5 protein-coding genes are annotated in these 3774 nt (G+C 57.2%); 1 reads left to right on the top strand and 4 read right to left on the bottom strand.

Translation table 11 applies throughout. The features are described from left to right. The coding region (locus tag FY112_RS01045; protein ID WP_151517415.1) for an HD domain-containing protein at positions 1-1084 on the bottom strand (1084 nt) is incomplete at its 3' end. A gap of 178 nt (positions 1085-1262) precedes the next feature. Then, positions 1263-1667 carry a DNA-directed RNA polymerase subunit omega gene (gene rpoZ / locus FY112_RS01040; RefSeq protein ID WP_017959757.1) on the bottom strand — a complete coding sequence of 135 codons (405 nt, stop codon included), beginning with the start codon at positions 1665-1667 and terminating at the stop codon, positions 1263-1265. A gap of 296 nt (positions 1668-1963) precedes the next feature. On the opposite strand from rpoZ, the gene FY112_RS01035 reads away from it, so the two are divergent. Continuing rightward, positions 1964-2545 (top strand): NYN domain-containing protein, encoded by a 582-nt coding sequence (locus FY112_RS01035; RefSeq protein WP_003546927.1) that lies wholly within the window; start codon positions 1964-1966, stop codon positions 2543-2545. A 219-nt stretch (positions 2546-2764) separates the two neighbouring features. Here FY112_RS01035 and smpB read toward each other — a convergent pair whose 3' ends face one another. Beyond that, positions 2765-3244, bottom strand: coding sequence for an SsrA-binding protein SmpB (gene smpB, locus FY112_RS01030; RefSeq protein WP_003546925.1), 480 nt, complete (start codon positions 3242-3244; stop codon positions 2765-2767). 101 nt (positions 3245-3345) lie between these two features. Further along, on the bottom strand, positions 3346-3774 hold a 429-nt coding region (locus FY112_RS01025), incomplete at its 5' end, for a dihydrodipicolinate synthase family protein (protein WP_181018120.1).

The raw sequence follows: 3774 nt of genomic DNA, 5'->3' as shown, positions 1-3774 counted from the left end.
AATAGGCATTGGATTCGCGGGAAAGGATGTCGCCATCGGCATTGGTGGCGCCGTCCTTATAGAGCGTGTGGGCGGCGATGCCGAATTCGGCGATTTCGTGCATGCGCTTGGTGCGGATCTGCAGTTCGATGCGCTGGCTGGAGGGGCCGACAATGGTGGTGTGCAGCGAACGGTAATCGTTCTGCTTCGGCGTCGAGATATAGTCCTTGAAGCGGCCGGGCACGACGCGCCAGCGCGTGTGGACGATGCCGAGTGCCCGGTAGCAGGAAGGGATGTCCTCGACGATCAGGCGGAAGCCGTAGACATCGGAAAGCTGTTCGAAGGAAAGCGACTTCGATTGCATCTTGCGGAAGACCGAATAGGGCTTCTTCTGCCGGCCCTTGACATAGGCGCTCGTCAGGCCGCTTGCGACCAGAAGGTCGCGCAGTTCGGCCTCGATCTTCTTGACGATGCCCTCGTTGCGCTTCGAAAGCTCTTCCAGCCGTTTGGTGACGGTCTCGTAGGCTTCCGGGTTCATATGGCGGAAGGAGAGCTCCTCGAGTTCCTCGCGCATGTCCTGCATGCCCATGCGGCCGGCGAGCGGCGCATAGATTTCCATCGTCTCCTCGGAAATGCGGGCACGCTTGTCGGCCGACATGTGATCGAGGGTACGCATATTGTGCAAGCGATCGGCAAGCTTGACGAGCAGCACGCGCACATCGTCGGAAATGGCGAGCAGCAGCTTGCGCAGATTTTCCGCCTGCTTGGCCTTCTTGGTGACGAGATCGAGCTTCTTGATCTTGGTCAGACCCTCGACCAAGCGGCCGATATCCTCGCCGAAGAGTTCGTCGATCTCGGCACGCGTCGCCGTCGTATCCTCGATCGTATCATGCAGAAGGGCAACCGCGATCGTCGATTCATCGAGATGCATGTCGGTGAGGATGGCGGCGACCTCGAGCGGATGGGAAATATAGGGATCGCCGCTCGCGCGCTTTTGCTGGCCATGCTTCTGCATGGCGTAAACATAGGCTTTGTTCAGCAGTGCTTCATTGGCATCGGGCTTGTATTGCTGAACCCGCTCCACGAGCTCGTACTGCCGCATCATTCCAAAGCCACTCCGATAAAAATAAAAGCGCGCCAATCAACGATTGGCGCACACATGGGCAATAATATGCCTAAGCAATAAAGGTGCAAGATTGACGATTGGTAATCGTCGCTCTTTTGCGTCGCATGCAGCTTTTTCCGGCATCTAACCGATGCGACCGGAGATCCCGCCTGCGCGCTTAGTAGTCGTCGCTCTTTTCCGGCGGCACGAGGCCTTCGATGCCGGCAAGCAGCTCTTCTTCCGACATCTGGTCGAAAGTGATCGTCTCCGGCACGTCGTCCTGCTCTTCGCTGTCGGCCGCAGTGGCACCGCCGGCGGCGATCATGCTTGCCGGGTCGGGCTCGGGCTCGTCGACTTCGACATGCTTCTGCAGCGAATGGATCAGATCCTCCTTGAGGTCGTCGGGCGAAAGCGTCTCGTCGGCGATTTCGCGCAGGGCCACGACAGGATTCTTGTCGTTGTCGCGATCGATGGTGATCGAGGCACCCTGGGAAATCAGCCGGGCGCGGTGGCTGGCGAGCAGAACCAGCTCGAAGCGGTTCTCCACCTTGTCGATGCAATCTTCAACTGTGACACGGGCCATTGCCTGTCCTTTACGGTCGTCATTTCGGGATTAACACGCCCGATACAATTAAAACCGGGCAAATACAAGTTTTTCGTTCCGGCTCCCCTCGTCTTTATCCGCGGCTGAGCTAGATTTCCATGGAGAATGTCAAATTCCACCGAAGGTTGCTTGGAATATGTCGAATCGTGCCCTAAATCTTTCATATATGAATAATTCATAAAGTAAGGATCAGATCGAAATCGAAACACAAGCTATTGTTTTTATTGAAGTTTGACCCATACGGATTTCGATTGCTCTCATTGGATTGGTAAGCGATGTTTGACCCACGCGAAAAAATTGCACTCTTCATTGACGGCGCCAATCTCTACGCTGCATCCAAGAGCCTCGGCTTTGACATTGATTACCGCAAGCTCCTGAAAGCATTCCAGAAACGCGGATATCTGCTGCGCGCGTATTATTATACCGCTCTGATCGAAGATCAGGAATATTCGTCGATCCGGCCGCTGATCGACTGGCTTGACTACAACGGCTACAAAGTCGTCACCAAGCCCGCCAAGGAATTCACGGATTCCATGGGTCGCCGAAAGATCAAAGGCAACATGGACATCGAGCTTGCGATCGATGCCATGGAACAATCCGAAACGGTCGATCATCTCGTCATCTTCTCGGGCGACGGCGATTTCACCAACCTGGTCGAGGCATTGCAGCGCAGAGGCCGCAAGGTCTCGGTGATATCAACCATGGCGACCCAGCCACCAATGATTGCCGACGACCTGCGCCGTCAGGCCGATCATTTCATCGATCTCTTGTCTCTGAAGGCTGAAATCGGTCGCGATCCTTCCGAGCGGGCGCCACGTCCGGCCGAAGTCGCCCCGGCCAGCGATTTCGAAGACTGATCTCTCACTGTAACACTTTGAATTATGCAGGGGCGGCCAGCTCCTCGCGTGGCCACGCCTTTACATGGACGATACGCGACAGCGGCCGATTGCAGCGTGATCGGCCCTAAAGCGCGTCGCGATCTTCCAGATTCGCTTCTTGCGCTTTAAGTCTTTGTTTTTACGCATGCCGTTGCCGCAAAACCGCTGCACACTTTTGCGCGACATGCTTTAGCGCGGTCAACCATGAGCCTTCAGCAGGCGGCTCTTCTGCCGGTTCCAATCGCGCTCCTTCTCGGATTCGCGCTTGTCGTGCAATTTCTTACCCTTGGCGAGCGCCAGTTCCATCTTCGCCCGACCGCGATCGTTGAAATAGATCTTCAGCGGGATCAGCGTCATGCCTTCGCGGTTGATGGCAGAGCGCAGGCGATGGATTTCACGGCCCGACAGCAGCAGCTTGCGGCGTCGGCGCGGTTCGTGATTGAAGCGGTTGGCCTGCAGATATTCCGGCAGGTAGGAATTGATCAGCCAGATCTCGCCGCCCTCATCCGAGGCGTAGGATTCGGCGATATTGGCCTTGCCTTCGCGCAGCGACTTGACCTCCGTGCCCATCAGCACGATGCCGGCCTCGTAAGTATCGATGATCTCGTAGTTGAAGCGGGCCTTGCGGTTTTCGGCCACGACCTTGTTCACCACACGCTGGCTGCCTTTGGGGGCCATGACGATATTCCAATTGTTTTTTAGGGCGCGAAAAGCCGCGCCCTCATTCCTTGCCCTCTATGTAAGGGAGAGACCCCGTCTTGTGAAGACGGCCGGTCTCGTCAGTTCAGCAGGCCTGCATGGCGCATCGCGGTGTCGATCGCCGATTCCGTTGCCGGCTCCAGCGTCGAAAGCAGCGGCGAACGAACGTTGCGGCTCATCCGGCCAAGTTTGGAGAGCCCGTATTTGGCACCGCAAAGACCCGGCTCAAGGAAGATAGCCTTGTGCAGCGGCATCAGCCGATCCTGATATTCCAGGGCGCGGGCATAGTCGCCTGCCAGCGTTGCCGCCTGGAAGTCGGCGCAAAGGCGCGGGGCGACATTGGCCGTTACCGAAATACAGCCGACACCGCCATGGGCGTTGAAGCCGAGCGCCGTCGCATCCTCGCCGGATAGCTGCCTGAAATCCGCGCCGCAGCTGATGCGCTGTTCGGAGACGCGCTCGATCTTGCCCGTCGCATCCTTGACGCCGACGATATTCCTATGCGCCTT

It is taken from the genome of Rhizobium sp. PEPV16, assembly GCF_008919455.1.
Lineage (GTDB): Bacteria > Pseudomonadota > Alphaproteobacteria > Rhizobiales > Rhizobiaceae > Rhizobium > Rhizobium leguminosarum_Q.
Note: the sequence above shows the minus strand (reverse complement) of the source record. Positions and strands in the feature narration are given on the sequence as shown.

Coding starts and splice junctions, on each gene's coding strand:
- rpoZ (WP_017959757.1), bottom strand. CDS start 1,667: ATGGCCCGTGTCACAGTTGAAGATTGCATCGACAAGGTGGAGAACCGC.
- FY112_RS01035 (WP_003546927.1), top strand. CDS start 1,964: ATGTTTGACCCACGCGAAAAAATTGCACTCTTCATTGACGGCGCCAAT.
- smpB (WP_003546925.1), bottom strand. CDS start 3,244: ATGGCCCCCAAAGGCAGCCAGCGTGTGGTGAACAAGGTCGTGGCCGAA.